The organism is Staphylococcus caprae (assembly GCF_002902725.1).
GTDB lineage: Bacteria > Bacillota > Bacilli > Staphylococcales > Staphylococcaceae > Staphylococcus > Staphylococcus caprae.
In genome coordinates this window covers 1-13,666 of sequence record NZ_PPRT01000088.1, presented here as the reverse complement: position 1 = coordinate 13,666, position 13,666 = coordinate 1, and the positions used below count along the sequence as shown (strand labels likewise).

Here is a 13,666-nt window from a genome sequence, read left to right as displayed (position 1 = left end):
ATATATCATTTTTCCGCCCTCGCTTCGAATTGTTATTAAGATGATTTTAACATAAAGGTCTTAAATATTTGATAGATTATCTTCAATTTTTCGTAAAATCTTAATGAAATACATTTTGAAAAGTAATAATATACGTTTTTTGATTTTTTAAAATATAAAATTGAATAAAGAGTGTCGAACAAAAATATCATTTAGCAATATTAATTTCGTTGGCATGCACCCAACTTGCATTGTTTGCAGAATTACTTAAATATGCTTGATGGGAAAGACATAATAAATAATGTCCCGACCTTTTCATTGACCTTGAGCAATGATCCACAATACTTTTCAAGACAGAAAAAAGAGCATTGAACCTACTGCCCAATACTCACCTTAATAAATATAATATAAAACTATAAATTTTAGAGTAATACATCACTCTTATATATGTTTCTGATTAGTGTGCAACTGCTTCTTGATGATTATCTTCTTCAAATGAAACTTGTACGTTTTCAGTAAGCACATCAGTGTATGTATAAGATACGCGTTCAAAGTTGTGTTTGTCTTGATCTAATTCGACAATGAATACTGAAGGATACGTTTCTTTTAAAACACCTGAGCGTTCAATTGTCTTTTTGCGTCCACCATTGGCTTTTAGTACAATACGATTTCCTAAATGACAATCAATAGAATTTTTGATGTCCAAAATTGATTTTGGCATATTGCCCCACCTCGCTACAAGTTACATAATACCATATTTATAGCGATTTCGTCAAATAAAATTTAAATTTTATCAAGGTAAAAGACCTTTGTCAATATTTTAATTTTCTAATTCAGGGAATTTTTTCTTTTCTTCATATAATTTTGCAAAATCCTGTATTGTAAGCGTTTCGCCACGTCGTTTAGGATCGATTCCTGCATTTTCTAACCAATTCAGAATAGAAGATTTATACTGTTTCCCATCTTTGAAAAAGTTCTGATAGTTATTGTTAATTGTTTTACGTCGTTGTGCAAATGCTGCTTTCGCTAATTTGAAAAACGCTTCTTCGTCATCGATGTCTACAAGGGGTTTCTCGCGTTGCATCAGTTTTACGACAATTGAATCCACATTTGGAGGAGGCATAAACACTGATTTAGGGACGGTCAAAACTTTACTTGTTTCAGTGTAATATTGTGCGACGATAGAAAGCGACCCATACGCTTTAGTACCTACACTAGCGTTCAGGCGCTCACCTACTTCTTTTTGCATCATCACTACATAACCATCGATAGGAATATCCTGCTGCATTAAATTAAGTAATATAGGTGTCGTAATATAATAAGGCAAATTAGCCACAACCATAATTTTATCGCAATCATCAAGATATGTATTGACCGCTTTTCCAATATCAGCTTTTAAGATATCTTCGTTAATAATTGTGACATTATCATAAGGAGAGAGTGTATCGTTAAGGACAGGTATAAGTCTTTGATCTATTTCAAATGACATGACTTTTTTTGCGTGTTTAGCAAGTTGCTCAGTTAATGATCCCATACCAGGACCAACTTCAATGATACCTGTTGTTTCATCAATTTGACTGGCTTCAATAATCTTATTAATGATATTCACATCTACTAAGAAGTTTTGTCCTAAACTCTTCTTAAAATTAAATCCATATTGATCTAGTAAAGCACGGGTACGAGATGGTGTAGCAATATCTTTATGTTCCATTTATATCTCCCTTCTTTCTTCATCAAGTAAAGCGTCTCTTACATCTTGCTCAGTATAACCAAAAGCGTTCAGCTTTTTTAATAATTGTTTACCATTAGAATGACCGATATGCAATTTACGTCCTAAGATTTCTCGTCGGCGTCTAGCGTCTTTCCCAATAATTAGCCCTAAATCAATCAAGACACTTTTATCAATGGTTTCTTCCGCTTCTTCAAATGGTGAACTCACATGCATCAATGCTTCTCTAATGTCTTTAACATCCGCATGTTCAACACCAATTTTACCTCTTCTGTTCTTTGCCTTTTCTTTATCTAAATACGCATGTTTAACGCCAGGTACATTGTCACGGATGGTATGTCTGATTTTATCACCCGGGAAATCAGGATCAGTCAATACAATCACGCCTCTACTTTCTTGCGCATGACGAATAACATCTAATGTTTCTTGGTTTATTGCACTTCCATTTGTCTCTATTGTATCGCATTCTACAGCAGTTTTAACACGCTCTGTGTCATCTCTGCCTTCAACTACGATAAATTCATTAATCTTCATATTTATACCTTCCAACAATGTTTAAGTCGTTTATCCTTATTTTATAAAAGTAAATCAAAATAATAAAATACTAACAAACTTCTTCATTCATTTTACTTTATAAACGAGCTTCACTACATTTCATATTTTACTATGCCGGCACTCTAACTTTATAAAAAATAAGAAAGATGTCTCGAACTTTTAAAAGTGTGATGATATTCATCCCTTTAAAGTTGGACACCTTTCTCACTGTAAATTATTGTTTTAATTTAAATAAACGCTCAGCATTTTCAGTCGTTTGGCGACATACTTCTTCATATGTCATGCCACGTAAGTCTGCAATTTGTTGTGCTACTAATGTGACACGTTCTGGCTCATTGCGTTTACCTCTATATGGATGAGGCGACAAGTATGGTGCATCTGTTTCACATAATAAGCGATCCATTGGCACATGTTGCGCAACTTCTTTAGGTTGTTTCGCATTTTTGAAAGTAACTGGGCCACCTAGAGAGACGTAGAAATTCAATTTGTTAATAACTACATCTGCAATTTCAGGTGAGGCACTGAAACTATGCATAATGCCACCCACTTCTTCGGCATGCTCTTCCATCAAGATATCAACACAATCTTGAGTCGCTTCACGATTATGAATAATAATAGGTAATTGTACACGTTTAGCTAGAGCGATTTGCTTTCTAAATACTTCCTTTTGAATGTCAGCAGGAGATTTATCCCAGTGATAGTCTAAGCCCATCTCACCAATGCCGATAATCTTAGGATGTTTAGATAAACTTTCAATCCACTCTAATCTCTCATCCGTACAATCAATTGCATCGACAGGATGCCAACCGATAATACCATAGACAAATTCATATTTATCTATGAGTTCCATAGTACGTTCAATTGTAGGCGTATCAAACCCCACTACAAACATTCTATCTACGCCTGCTTCTCTCGCACGTGATATCACTTCATTTAAATCTTCATCATATTGTTCATCATTTAAATGGACATGTGTATCGATTAACATCATTATCTCTCCTATCTCTCAGCAATATTATTTAACAATTGCTCCGTTTGGAATTGCATTTGGTAAACTTACCAACGTAAGAACGCCATCTTTTTCAGCAGATAAAATCATACCTTCAGATTTTTGACCCATTAATTTTGCAGGTTTTAAATTTGTTACTACAGCAACTTTTTTACCAATAATATCCTCAGGTTTATAGAACTTCGCTATTCCAGATACAATTTGACGCTGCTCACTATCTAAATCAATTTGAATTTTTAATAGTTTATCAGATTTTTTCACATTTTCAGCATCTATAATTGTTGCTGCTTTAATTTCAACTTTATCGAAGTCTTTAATATCAATTTGTTCTTTACTTGGTACTTCTTCTTTTCCCTCAGATTTAGGTGGCTGCATTGATTCTTTAATATAAGAAATTTCTGCTTCTGTATCTAATCTTGGGAAAATTGGTGATGGCTTTTCAGTAACCATAATCGGTTCAGTGAGTGCACCGTAACTTTCGAGACTTTCTAATTCTGTTAATTTAGGATTATTGATATTAAGTTGCTTAAACATTTCTCTTGGTGCATGTGTTAAGAACGGCTGTAGTAAAACAGCTGAGAAACGAATATTCTCAACAAGGTGTGCCATCACATTGCCGAGCATGTCACGTTGACTTTCATCTTTAGTTAATACCCATGGTTGTGTCTCATCAATATACTTATTCGTACGGCTAATAAATTTCCAAACCGTAGACAATGCAACAGAGAATTGTAAACTTTCCATGTTCTCATTAAAGTTCTTAACTGTTTCAAGCGCCATTGCTTCCATATCCTCATCAAGTTCATGTTTTGGACCTTGGTAAGCTGGTAATTCACCATGGAAGTATTTATTAATCATTGAAATTGTACGGTTAACTAAGTTACCTAAGTCATTCGCCAAGTCATAATTCGTACGTTCAACAAAGGCTTCTGGCGTGAACACACCATCAGAACCGAATGGTAACTCACGCATTAAGTAGTAACGTGTTGCATCTAAACCGTAACGATCAATTAATACATTCGGATCAACGACGTTGCCTTTAGATTTACTCATTTTACCATCTTTCATTAAGATCCAGCCATGTGCAAAGACTTTCTTAGGTAGAGGTAAATCTAATGCCATTAATAAAATCGGCCAAATAATAGAGTGGAAACGTACAATTTCTTTAGCCATCAAATGAATATCTGCTGGCCAATATTTGTTAAATAACGTTTCATCCTCTGAAAGATAACCCAATGAAGAAATATAGTTAACTAGTGCATCAATCCATACATATACCACATGCTTAGGATTTGATGGAACACGAACGCCCCAGTCAAATGATGTACGAGAAACAGCTAAATCTTCTAATCCAGGCTTGATAAAGTTATTGATCATTTCATTCTTTCTAGATGGTGGTTGAATAAAGTCTGGATTTTCATCATAAAATTCTAATAGTCGATCTGTGTATTTATTAATATTGAAGAAGTAACTTTCCTCTTTCACAAGTTCAACTTCATGTCCAGAATCTGGACTTTTACCGCCAACGATTTTACCATTTTCATAAACTGGATCTACGAGTTGTGATTCCGTGTAGTACGTTTCATCTGGAACAGAATACCAACCTTCATATTCACCTAAATAAATATCGCCTTGTTTTAATAATCTTTCGAATACTTTTTCCACAACTTGCTTGTGACGTTCTTCAGTAGTTCGAATAAAGTCATCATTTGAAATCTCAAGTTTATCCCATAAACTTTTAATTCCAGCAATCATTTCATCTAAATATTCTAATTCTGTTTTACCAGCTTTTTGAGCTTTTTCTTGAATTTTTTGGCCATGTTCATCCGTACCTGTTAAGTAACGAACATCATATCCTTGCATTCTTTTATAGCGCGCAATGACGTCGCCTGCAACAGTTGAGTATGCATGACCGATGTGTAAATTCCCACTTGGATAATAAATTGGGGTAGTTATATAAAACGTATCTTTAGCCATCACTGGTCCTCCTCATTAATTACATAATAAATGATATCTAAATTTATTTTTCTTTTCAATGAAGTAGCGCACTACTATGTATCCGTGTTTACATTCTCACATCATTTGAAAATTAATTGTCATCATCTTTACTACAATACCATAAAATCAGTGTTTTATGGTGGTTTTCATACGAATTCATCACTAATAAAATATATATGAAAACATGAAAGTTTTTAGTCTATATCATGATAAATATTATAAACTTCTCCAGTTTTCATACCACGATCTGAAGCAACCGTTTTAATCGCTTGTTTCGGTTTAACTTTATCATTTTCAATATAGTGATTCACATGGTCCTTAACAGTTAAATCTTCGAACCATGAATGATTCGTAATAGGTGAAGCGCCTTCGATTAGAATGACGAATTCACCTTTCATTGGTATATCACCATTCTGGATTGTTTCAAGCATCTGTGTTACTGGCAAAGTCATAAGTTGCTCAAATTTCTTAGTTAATTCTCTACCGATTGAGACACGTCTCTGAGGATCTACCTTCGCAATTGCTTTCAACGTATCTGTCACTCTATGAGGGGATTCGTAAAGTATTAGCGTACTGTCTTGATACATTCTAAGTTGTAAGACATCTATTTTTTCTTTCTCTTTTCTAGGTAAAAAGCCTAAAAACGTATACGTAAAGGAAGGTAGACCACTCGCCATTAGGGCTGTTAACCCTGCATTAGGACCAGGGACAGTGACTACACTAATATTCTGATGACGTGCTTCCACAACGAGTTCATAGCCTGGATCACTGATTAAAGGTAGTCCTGCATCAGAAACTAATGCGACATCCAATCCAGATTGCAATTGTTCAATTAAATAAGCTGTTTGTTGTTCTTTATTATGTTCATGATATGATTTCAGAGGTGTTTTTATTTCGTAGTGATTACATAACTTGCGTGTCACTCTTGTATCTTCACATGCAATCATATCTACGTTATTCAATGTGTCTATTGCGCGATACGTCACATCCGCTAAATTGCCAATGGGTGTGCCCACTAAAAATAACGTTGCCATGCTATCCCTCCTTAATCATTTTTAATTTCCGTTGTCTTGAAAATGTTTTTATTTCGTATTCTCTCTTTAACGCATCGGATTTAGTTTCATACATTTCTTGATAAACTAACTCTACCGGACGTCTTATTTTGGTATATTTGGCACCTTTACCATCATTATGTTTCGCTACGCGTGCTTCAACATCTTTTGCATAACCCGTATACAGACTACCATCATTACATTTAACAATATAAACAAAATGTCTATCCATAATATATGCCCTTCATTTCATCACTATATGTCCCATCTTCATTGTATATATAGAAAGGTTTTCGGATCTCTAATCCTTGTTTTCCACCTTTTCGACCTTCAACTACAATCGTCTGAGCAGTTTTATTCACTTTGCTAAATATAAATGAGAGCTTCTTTGGTTCAATTTTAGCATTTCTCATTTCATTTAAGACATCCATAAGCCTCTCCGCACGATGAACTAAAACTAATCGTCCACCTTCTTTTAGTAAATGTCTCGCCGATTTTACACAATCTGCAAGATTACACTTCACTTCATGACGTGCAATTTTATGTGCTTCTTTCTGATGTTGATTCAGTTGATTCATTTTAAAATAAGGAGGATTACACGTAACTAATGTATATTGAGAAGGTTTAAATGTATCATATACATTGTTTAAGTCCATTAGATGCATGGTTAATCGTTCTTCTAAATCATTTCGTTCAAAACTACGACGTGCCATATCAACTAATTGGCTTTGTATCTCAATGCCCTCAATATCTTGGTTACACTTTGCAGCTAACAATAACGGAATCACTCCGTTACCTGAACATAAATCCATAATGCGATCGTTCTTCCTCACTTCAGTGAGATATCCCAACAATAAGGCATCCGTTGAAAATGAAAAGACATCATCATTTTGGATAATCTCATAACCTTCTTTAATTAAATAATCAATTCTTTCATTATCCTTAAGCATCCTACTTACTCCTAAAAAAAGGATGTCATTATAGCATGATTGAAATGTCATACTTATAATACACCCTTAACTTTAATCATTTCGTCCTCAATTGAACTTTAATCGCTTAATACATTTAGACACAAGAGACAATCTTCGCCTTGACGGTGTTTACCGAACAATTCACCTTTACATATATGAAAGCCTTCCCTATACAACATAGCTAAATTGTCTTTACTAGGAGACGGTGTTTTAATGTGCTTAGAATGAGACTTTTCATCATTATGCTCTGATGACGCTTCACCTTTGTCCATCAACCTTTTTAAATTGTCATTTTCAACTTGCAACGCTACATTCTCTTCGACGAGTTCAACAGCTAAATCTTTCAGTTCAGTCATATCCTGGGTCAACTGACCTACATTACGTTCAAGTCTCATTAATCTCTCAAATAATTCATTTCTATTCAAAGGTCGCTAAACCTCCTTAGTTCATTGCTTCAATTTCTTCCATCTTATATTCTAGTGGTTGTTCAAGACCTTCTATTTTTACTTGCATAGAAATATCTAAAATATTTAATCCAATTACCTTTCCACTGCCATCAGGTGTTTGTACTGAAGCACCTACGTCTGGCAACTGCGCTCTTGCTTCTTCGTAGTGATCATTTTCATACTTAAGACAACACATTAAGCGACCACAAGCACCTGATATTTTAGTTGGATTTAATGATAAGTTTTGATCTTTTGCCATCTTAATTGATACAGGTTCGAAATCTCCTAAGAAAGTAGAACAGCAAAGCGAACGTCCACATGGACCTATGCCACCCAATAACTTCGCTTCATCTCTTACCCCAATTTGACGTAATTCAATTCTAGTTTTTAAATTTTGAGCCAATACCTTTACTAATTTACGAAAATCTATTCGATCATCTGCCGTAAAATTAAAGATAACTTTTGACTTATCTAATGTATACTCACAATTAACTAAGCGCATGTCCAAATTTTGATTTTTAACAACTTTCTTACATAATTCTAATGCTTGTTCAGCGTCTCGCTCATTATTATAATACTGTTCCTCGTCTTCCTCATTGACTATTCGAATGATTTCCTTTAAAGGTAAAGTCACATCACCATCAGCGACATCTTTCGGCGGAAACTTTACCAAACCTATTTCAATGCCTCTTTTGGACTCAACGACAACTCTGTCGCCAACATTCACATCTAGCTGATTAGGCGCATAATATTCCAATTTCCCTGCTTTTTGAAACTGAACACCTACAACATTTGGCATTTTATCTCACACCTCTTATAACTATTTGTTCAAATACGAGTGTTGGATTAACGTTTTGATTCAATTTTTTGTGCGCTTCTGTAATTTGATCATACATCAGAACCATTTGGTTAAACGTTAAACTTTCCGCATATTTTTTCATTTCAACACTCAAATCACTATAGATAAAATGATTTTCTATATTCACTTTTGCATGCATCATATCTTCGAAAAATCCATTGACTGCTGCTAAAGTTAACAATTGTAATTTACGATTTTTAGCTTGTTTAAGCAAGTCTATAATGCCAATTAAAGCCATTGATTTATTTGATAAGATTAATTCACACCAACGAATAATTGATTTTCTTAAGGAAGTTAAATCATATTCTTCATTTAATGCTACTGCTGTTTCAACTTGAGTCGTATATGTACTTACCATTTCTGCTACAGGTCTCGTTAGAGATGCTTCAACTAACCTCTCAATAAACTGCTCTCTATCAATGGGTTTAAAATAAACATGCTGACATCTAGAATGTATCGTATCTAAAATCTGTTCAGGTTTCGTAGATAGTAAAATCGCAATCGTATTCTTTGGTGGTTCCTCTAAAAATTTTAATATACTATTTTCACCTTGAACAGTTAATTTTTCAAATTCTTCAATAATGTACACTTTATAATTACCTTCTATAGGTAATTGATTCATATGATGTACAAGTTGTTCAATTTGTTCTTTCTTTATCGTATTTTCATCTGAGGAAACATACAGAAAGTCAGGATGATTAAACGTATCAACTTTCAGTTCACATTGATGATTTTCATCACATAAAATCAATTTCGCAAAGTTGACAGCCACATGTTTCATTGATTGTGCATCATAACCTTCAAATAAATAAGCATGTGACAATTTATTTGAATGATACGCATGAGCTAACTGTTGTTGTTCATCCATGATTTACTACTCCCTCTTTTAAATCTTATATAAAAAAGGCTACTCAAACCATAGCTTTAGACTGTAGACATGTTTCTTCAATCAAAATGACTCGATAAGCATCCTTCACTTGACTGCAAATGACAACGAATTTCAATGCTACAACTGAAAGGATAAAAATCATAATTATGAATCAATATGCCATCAATCTTAAACTACATTTAAAGCAGCCCAACATTGTAAAATAATTGCTGTTTTTCTGAAATGAATCTATTTTTAGTCGCTAAAAGTCAGTTCTATACTTATGTAGAAGACGTAGCGACAACTCAACGTTCATTAAAATTGGTGAAATGCTTCAATTGGCATAACAAATACTGTTGCGCCACCCACTTCAACCTCAACTGGGTATGGAATATATGAATCTGCACTTCCACCCATAGGCGTAATAGGAGAAACAAGCTGTTCTCTATTACCACAAGTGTTATCAATTACAGATAGTATTTCATCGACACGTTCATCATTAACACCGCATAAGAATGTAGTGTTACCTGCTCTTAAAAATCCACCTGTAGTTGCTAATTTTGTTGCTCTAAAATTATTTTTTACGAGTTGGTCTGAAAGTTCTTGACTATCTTGATCTTGGACGATCGCTATAATCATCTTCATTTTTATAACACCTCTTCTTGATATTATATCACAAATTTTTTAAATATTTGATGATAGATTGGTACGCTTCTTCGACTACATTTTCCAAATTCTGATTTGCATTCACTTTAACAAATCGTTCCGGATTTCCTTCTATCACTTTATGATAACCTTCTATCACTTTTTCATGGAATGCCTTATCTTCTTGATCTAAACGGTTTTGATCACGATTATTTTTGAGAATTCGTTGGCGTCCAACTTCAGCGCTAACGTCTAAATAAATCGTTAAATCGGGATACAATCCATTAATTGCAAATTCATTTAAAGTTTGAACTTCTTCAATACCTATACCCCTTGCATAACCTTGATAAGCTAAAGAACTATCAATATATCTATCACACAGAACAATTTTTCCATCTTTTAAAGCTGGGATAACTTTTTCAACGAGATGTTCACGTCTTGATGCTGCAAATAACATTGCTTCAGTGCGAATATCCATGTTATCTCCATCTAATACGACACGACGAATTTCTTCTCCGGTAGGTACGCCACCTGGTTCACGTGTAGTAATAACATCAAAGTCCTCAGCTAATTTTTGACTTACTTTTGTGATTACAGAAGTTTTGCCTGCGCCCTCAGGCCCTTCAAATGTTATAAAAGCTGACATTTTATTCATCCTTAACTAATATTTTTTTATCCTTCAAACCTTCTACTTTAATACCTAAGTTTGAATAATATTGTAATAATTTTATCATATGTATTGTAATAACTTCTCCTCTAAACATTACTGGAATTCCAGGAGGATAAGGTACAATATGTTGTGCTAATATTTCATTTTCTGCTTGTTCTATTGCTATTTCTTTTGTTTTTGGAAAATGAATTGCCTGATACTCACTCGTCTCCAACATCAGATTCGCTGCTTTAGTATATGACTCTCTTTTTTCAGGAAGAGGTATGGCATGAATTCTAGCTTTCAATAATTCAAATGGAAATGCATCATCATGATGCCACAATGGTAATATAAATAAAACTTGATATTCATCCGCAAGTTCAACATAAATATGTTGCTTTTCAAACCATTGCTGGACTTCATATCCTTTAAAACCGTCATAACTTATTATTAATTTTAAAGGATCTTCAGGCTCTCCAACATTAAAACCTTTCATTTTGAGTACGTCTATGAATGTTTTTCTTTTTTCAAAGAACAGTTCCGACTCAAATTCTTCATAAAACGACTGGGCATATTCTAAACTAGACATCACAAGGTAAGAAGGACTTGAAGTTTGAAAATATGTTAAATACTCAATAATTTGTGTGCGTAATGGTGCATCTTTGTGTATAAACAAAACGGAACCCATTGTTAAAGCTGGCAACGTTTTATGATATGACTGAACTACATAATCTGCCCCAAAGTTCATCGCAGATTTTGGGAAAGCTTTCAAATCAAAGTGAGCACCATGTGCTTCATCAACCAACACTGGAACATCATCGTCATGTAAGTTGCTAATGAAATGGCCAACATCAAATGTCTCTCCATAGTAATTGGGATATGTACATATGCCTAATTTGTAATTTTCAACCGGACCATCGATGACAGGCTCTACATATTGTTTTGTTAAATGACTTTGAGTCATAGTTGTAAATGTAGCATGCGCTTTCGTTAAATCTAGACCATGAAAGACTGATTTATGAACATTTCGACTTATAAGATATCGACCTTTCTCACTGGAAAATGCCTGTATCACAGCAAGTATGCCTGAAGTCGTACCATTAACAAGTAGAAATGCATCATAATCATCATGTTTGTTAAATTGAGACATACTCTCTAAAATAATGTCTTCAGGATGGTGCATATCATCAAGTCCTGTGATTTCTGTCATATCCATATTCAACTTTAATTGATTCAACTTACCGATTGTCATGTTTTTATGACCTGGCACATGCATAGAAATTGCGTCATTATTAAGCAATTCTTGGAGTTTATTTGTAATTGGTTTATTCATTTTAGTCACTCTTTTCAATTCCATCAATTTAGCATTTTATCGTATATGTGATAAATCATCATCATGCTTATTAATCCAATTTCTCTTTAATAATCCCATTACATAACAATCTCTATACGCTCCTCTTGTATAGAAATGTTCTTTCAATGTACCTTCAATTTCAAAGTTATTACTTTTATATATGTGTACCGCTTTTTCATTTTTAATATCTACATATAAATAGACTTTATTCATATTTAACACTAAAAACGCATAATCAATTGCCATTTTGAATGCTTTTTTAGCATAACCACGATTCGCATACTGAGGATCTATAATAATTAAAACTTCGCATGTTCGATGTATAAAGTTAATTTCCAATAATTCTACTACACCTATGGATATTGAATCCTCCTCAACAATGAAACGTCTTTCAGATTCATCCAAAATATGTTTTTTATATAAATTTTCTAATTCACTTAAGGATTGGTAAGGTTCTTCAAACTAATAAGACATGATTGAATACTCGTTATTTAAATTATGAACAAAACGCAAATCTGTTTCCTCTAGCGCTCTAATAATCATATAAATACTCCTCTAATTTAATACTCATTTAATACTAGTGTATTAAAAAAGCACAAAATTCTCTAATACTTCACTAATATTAGATGAATTTGTGCTTATTCGAAGGAAATGATTTTATTTCTATAGATAATCGCCTTTGTACCTATCGGGACACCGATTGATTTTCAGGCATAAAAAAAGAGACCTTTCGGTCTCGATTCGGCTCATCGCATCCATACGATTTAATTGCCTGGCAATTATTTCAGTGGTTCTTAATGGCTTTATGCCATTAAGTAAGAAAAATTAAGGATTAACCCCTTATTTTTCTTTAGACGTAAGTCGGGCTACCATCTGGCGCTAAGGCGCTTCCTCTGCTTGAGTCAAGCGTTCGCATCTTTCTTCATTCGCGTCCCTCGCTGACTCATTTAGCTCGACTAAACTCGTGGCGCTCGTTCCTTAATTCATCAGCTTCAATCGCTTTCTCTTCGCAGAGAATTATTCTTTCTCCATAACTAATAGACTACGTACCTTCGGGGCGCCGATTGTTTTAGACATAAAAAAAGAGACCTTTCGGTCTCGATTCGGCTCATCGCATCCATACGATTTAATTGCCTGGCAATTATTTCAGTGGTTCTTAATGGCTTTATGCCATTAAGTAAGAAAAATTAAGGATTAACACCCTTATTTTTCTTTAGAAGTAAGCCGGGCTACCATCTGGCGCTAAGGTGCTTCCTCTGCTTGAGTCAAGCGTTCGCATCTTTCTTCATTCGCGTCCCTCGCTGACTCATTTAGCTCGACTAAACTCGTGGCGCTCGTTCCTTAATTCATCAGCTTCAATCGCTTTCTCTTCGCAGAGAATCATTCTTTCTCCATAGCTAATAGACTACGTACCTTCGGGGCGCCGATTGATTTTTAGGCATAAAAAAAGAGACCTTTCGGTCTCTGACTTGCCTGGCAACGTCCTACTCTAGCGGGACGTAAGCCCGACTACCATCGGCGCTAAGGAGCTTAACTTCTGTGTTCGGCATGG

Annotated in this window: 14 protein-coding genes, 1 rRNA gene and 1 pseudogene; all 16 read right to left on the bottom strand. The window is 34.3% G+C overall.

Annotated elements, in window-relative coordinates:
• Window positions 1-436 precede the first annotated feature (436 nt).
• Window positions 437-700, bottom strand: a complete 264-nt coding sequence (gene veg, locus CD155_RS12230; RefSeq protein ID WP_001832193.1) for a biofilm formation stimulator Veg — start codon at window positions 698-700, stop codon at window positions 437-439.
• A 99-nt stretch (window positions 701-799) separates the two neighbouring features.
• Entirely contained in the window at window positions 800-1,690 is an 891-nt protein-coding gene (rsmA, locus tag CD155_RS12225) for a 16S rRNA (adenine(1518)-N(6)/adenine(1519)-N(6))-dimethyltransferase RsmA (protein ID WP_070871963.1), read from the bottom strand.
• Entirely contained in the window at window positions 1,691-2,242 is a 552-nt protein-coding gene (gene rnmV, locus CD155_RS12220) for a ribonuclease M5 (protein WP_103213442.1), read from the bottom strand.
• 235 nt (window positions 2,243-2,477) lie between these two features.
• Window positions 2,478-3,251, bottom strand: coding sequence for a TatD family hydrolase (locus CD155_RS12215; protein WP_070830402.1), 774 nt, complete (start codon window positions 3,249-3,251; stop codon window positions 2,478-2,480).
• A gap of 27 nt (window positions 3,252-3,278) precedes the next feature.
• Window positions 3,279-5,249 (bottom strand): methionine--tRNA ligase, encoded by a 1,971-nt coding sequence (metG, locus tag CD155_RS12210; protein ID WP_103213441.1) that lies wholly within the window; start codon window positions 5,247-5,249, stop codon window positions 3,279-3,281.
• Between the two features lie 215 nt (window positions 5,250-5,464).
• Window positions 5,465-6,304, bottom strand: coding sequence for a 16S rRNA (cytidine(1402)-2'-O)-methyltransferase (rsmI, locus tag CD155_RS12205; protein WP_103213440.1), 840 nt, complete (start codon window positions 6,302-6,304; stop codon window positions 5,465-5,467).
• Window position 6,305: 1 nt separating this feature from the next.
• The gene (locus CD155_RS12200; protein ID WP_002445711.1) at window positions 6,306-6,554 is read right to left on the bottom strand and encodes a GIY-YIG nuclease family protein; all 249 of its coding nucleotides are present in this window, start codon (window positions 6,552-6,554) and stop codon (window positions 6,306-6,308) included.
• Complete coding sequence (locus tag CD155_RS12195; protein ID WP_103213439.1) at window positions 6,547-7,272, bottom strand: tRNA1(Val) (adenine(37)-N6)-methyltransferase; 726 nt, start codon at window positions 7,270-7,272, stop codon at window positions 6,547-6,549. Before CD155_RS12195 ends, CD155_RS12200 begins: the two co-directional genes overlap by 8 nt.
• 98 nt (window positions 7,273-7,370) lie before the next feature.
• Entirely contained in the window at window positions 7,371-7,718 is a 348-nt protein-coding gene (gene yabA, locus CD155_RS12190) for a DNA replication initiation control protein YabA (protein WP_002445713.1), read from the bottom strand.
• 16 nt (window positions 7,719-7,734) lie between these two features.
• Window positions 7,735-8,538 (bottom strand): PSP1 domain-containing protein, encoded by an 804-nt coding sequence (locus tag CD155_RS12185; protein WP_002445714.1) that lies wholly within the window; start codon window positions 8,536-8,538, stop codon window positions 7,735-7,737.
• A 1-nt stretch (window position 8,539) separates the two neighbouring features.
• The gene (locus CD155_RS12180; protein ID WP_103213438.1) at window positions 8,540-9,466 is read right to left on the bottom strand and encodes a DNA polymerase III delta subunit-related protein; all 927 of its coding nucleotides are present in this window, start codon (window positions 9,464-9,466) and stop codon (window positions 8,540-8,542) included.
• Between the two features lie 315 nt (window positions 9,467-9,781).
• A complete protein-coding gene (darA, locus tag CD155_RS12175) occupies window positions 9,782-10,111 on the bottom strand; it encodes a cyclic di-AMP receptor DarA (RefSeq protein ID WP_002445716.1) in 330 nt (109 codons plus the stop codon).
• A gap of 28 nt (window positions 10,112-10,139) precedes the next feature.
• The gene (gene tmk, locus CD155_RS12170) at window positions 10,140-10,757 is read right to left on the bottom strand and encodes a dTMP kinase (RefSeq protein WP_037541882.1); all 618 of its coding nucleotides are present in this window, start codon (window positions 10,755-10,757) and stop codon (window positions 10,140-10,142) included.
• Window position 10,758: 1 nt separating this feature from the next.
• On the bottom strand, window positions 10,759-12,093 hold the full coding sequence (locus CD155_RS12165) for an Orn/Lys/Arg family decarboxylase (RefSeq protein ID WP_172605859.1): 1,335 nt from the start codon (window positions 12,091-12,093) through the stop codon (window positions 10,759-10,761).
• 36 nt (window positions 12,094-12,129) lie between these two features.
• Window positions 12,130-12,657 (bottom strand): annotated as a pseudogene (locus CD155_RS12160) (GNAT family N-acetyltransferase).
• A gap of 928 nt (window positions 12,658-13,585) precedes the next feature.
• Window positions 13,586-13,666 (bottom strand): 5S ribosomal RNA (gene rrf, locus CD155_RS13315); the annotation flags it as partial.

What these genes read in the sequence shown, in the direction of transcription:
- veg (WP_001832193.1), bottom strand. Translation starts at nt 700, where the DNA reads ATGCCAAAATCAATTTTGGACATCAAAAATTCTATTGATTGTCATTTA.
- rsmA (WP_070871963.1), bottom strand. Translation starts at nt 1,690, where the DNA reads ATGGAACATAAAGATATTGCTACACCATCTCGTACCCGTGCTTTACTA.
- rnmV (WP_103213442.1), bottom strand. Translation starts at nt 2,242, where the DNA reads ATGAAGATTAATGAATTTATCGTAGTTGAAGGCAGAGATGACACAGAG.
- CD155_RS12215 (WP_070830402.1), bottom strand. Translation starts at nt 3,251, where the DNA reads ATGTTAATCGATACACATGTCCATTTAAATGATGAACAATATGATGAA.
- metG (WP_103213441.1), bottom strand. Translation starts at nt 5,249, where the DNA reads ATGGCTAAAGATACGTTTTATATAACTACCCCAATTTATTATCCAAGT.
- rsmI (WP_103213440.1), bottom strand. Translation starts at nt 6,304, where the DNA reads ATGGCAACGTTATTTTTAGTGGGCACACCCATTGGCAATTTAGCGGAT.
- CD155_RS12200 (WP_002445711.1), bottom strand. Translation starts at nt 6,554, where the DNA reads ATGGATAGACATTTTGTTTATATTGTTAAATGTAATGATGGTAGTCTG.
- CD155_RS12195 (WP_103213439.1), bottom strand. Translation starts at nt 7,272, where the DNA reads ATGCTTAAGGATAATGAAAGAATTGATTATTTAATTAAAGAAGGTTAT.
- CD155_RS12185 (WP_002445714.1), bottom strand. Translation starts at nt 8,538, where the DNA reads ATGCCAAATGTTGTAGGTGTTCAGTTTCAAAAAGCAGGGAAATTGGAA.
- CD155_RS12180 (WP_103213438.1), bottom strand. Translation starts at nt 9,466, where the DNA reads ATGGATGAACAACAACAGTTAGCTCATGCGTATCATTCAAATAAATTG.
- darA (WP_002445716.1), bottom strand. Translation starts at nt 10,111, where the DNA reads ATGAAGATGATTATAGCGATCGTCCAAGATCAAGATAGTCAAGAACTT.
- tmk (WP_037541882.1), bottom strand. Translation starts at nt 10,757, where the DNA reads ATGTCAGCTTTTATAACATTTGAAGGGCCTGAGGGCGCAGGCAAAACT.
- CD155_RS12165 (WP_172605859.1), bottom strand. Translation starts at nt 12,093, where the DNA reads ATGAATAAACCAATTACAAATAAACTCCAAGAATTGCTTAATAATGAC.